A 1,465-nucleotide genomic window follows, 5' to 3' on the forward strand; every position below is an offset into this window, starting at 1 on the left:
CACGAACAAGGGGAGCTTACCTACTAACTCTTGACACGGACCCGCAGGGGACTCCCATTGACACCACAGGAGATCCCGGTCTATAATGGAGCAAATTCCAGACTGAACGTGGCGATGAAGAGGACGAGTAGGCCGTGGCTGGCCCAAAGAGACGGCAGGTCACTGGGTGAGAGCCCGCCGGAGCACTGCCGGCCGAAAACCACCTCGGAGCTTCCGGCTGAAACCCCAGGGGGAGTAGGCCGAGACGTCCGGCCCCCGTTACCGGGCCTGCGAGAGGGCGCGAATGCGCCAATCCGGGTGGAACCGCGGGCAACGCCCGTCCCAGATGATCGTTCTGGGGCGGGCTTTCTTCATGCCTGCGAGCCTAGGAGAAGGAGGACCTCGAGGATGTCATCTGAACGTGAGCAAGTCAAGCCGGAGTCGGTGCGCATCACACTCCCTGATGGATGTGTGATGGATGTGAGCCGGGGGACGACCGTGAGTGAGCTTGCGTCAAAGATCGGTCGTGGGCTCGCAAAGGATGCTGTGGCCGCCATAGTGGACGGGACTCTGGTCGATCTCTCCCATCCTCTCACGAGTGACTCAAAGGTGCAGGTTGTGACCTTGCAGTCTGATGAAGGTCTGGACGTGATGAGGCACACCACCGCCCACGTCATGGCGCAGGCAGTGCTCAGACTGTTCCCTGAGACCAAGCTTGCCATCGGACCCACTATTTCCAACGGCTTCTACTACGACTTCGATCGACCGGGTTCGTTCACTCCCGAAGACCTGGTTGAGATAGAGAACGAGATGGCCCGGATAGTCAAGGAAGATCTCCTAATACGCAGGGAGGACGTCTCCCGGGAGGAAGCGGAGCGGAGATTCCGTGAGCACAACGAACCTTACAAGCTCGAACTCGTTGAGGGGCTGGAAGGTGGACTTGTGTCCTTCTACAGCCAGGGGGAATTCGTGGATCTCTGCCGTGGCCCACACCTTCCTAGCACCGGGAAGGTAGGAGCATTCAAGTTGCTCAACGTGGCAGGTGCTTACTGGCGCGGCGACGAGAACAGGCCGATGCTTTCCCGGATCTACGGGACCGCGTTCGCCACGCGCGCGGAGCTCGACGAGCATCTGCGCCTGCTCGAGGAGGCCGCCAGGCGCGACCACAGGAAACTCGGACGCGAGCTGGATCTGTTCAGCATCCACGAAGAGGCCGGGGCCGGCTTGATCTTCTACCATCCGAAAGGGGCGTCGGTCCGACTCACTATTGAGGACTTCTGGCGCAGAGAGCACATCGCCCGTGGGTATGAACCCGTAATCACTCCCCATATCGCCGAATCCACGCTTTGGACGATCTCGGGGCACAACGAGTACTACCGGGAAAACATGTACTTCCTCAGCATCGACGAACGGGAGTATGTGCTCAAGCCGATGAACTGCCCGGGCCACATCCTGATTTACAAGACCAAGACGAAGAGCTACCGTG

Annotated in this window: 1 protein-coding gene; it reads left to right on the forward strand. The window is 59.7% G+C overall.

The annotated features are described in order from the left end of the window. Positions 1-387: 387 nt before the first annotated feature. On the forward strand, positions 388-1,465 hold a 1,078-nt coding region (locus tag NUW23_16050; GenBank protein MCR4427662.1), incomplete at its 3' end, for a TGS domain-containing protein.

The organism is Bacillota bacterium (assembly GCA_024655925.1).
Taxonomy (GTDB): Bacteria; Bacillota; DTU025; order DTU025; family JANLFS01; genus JANLFS01.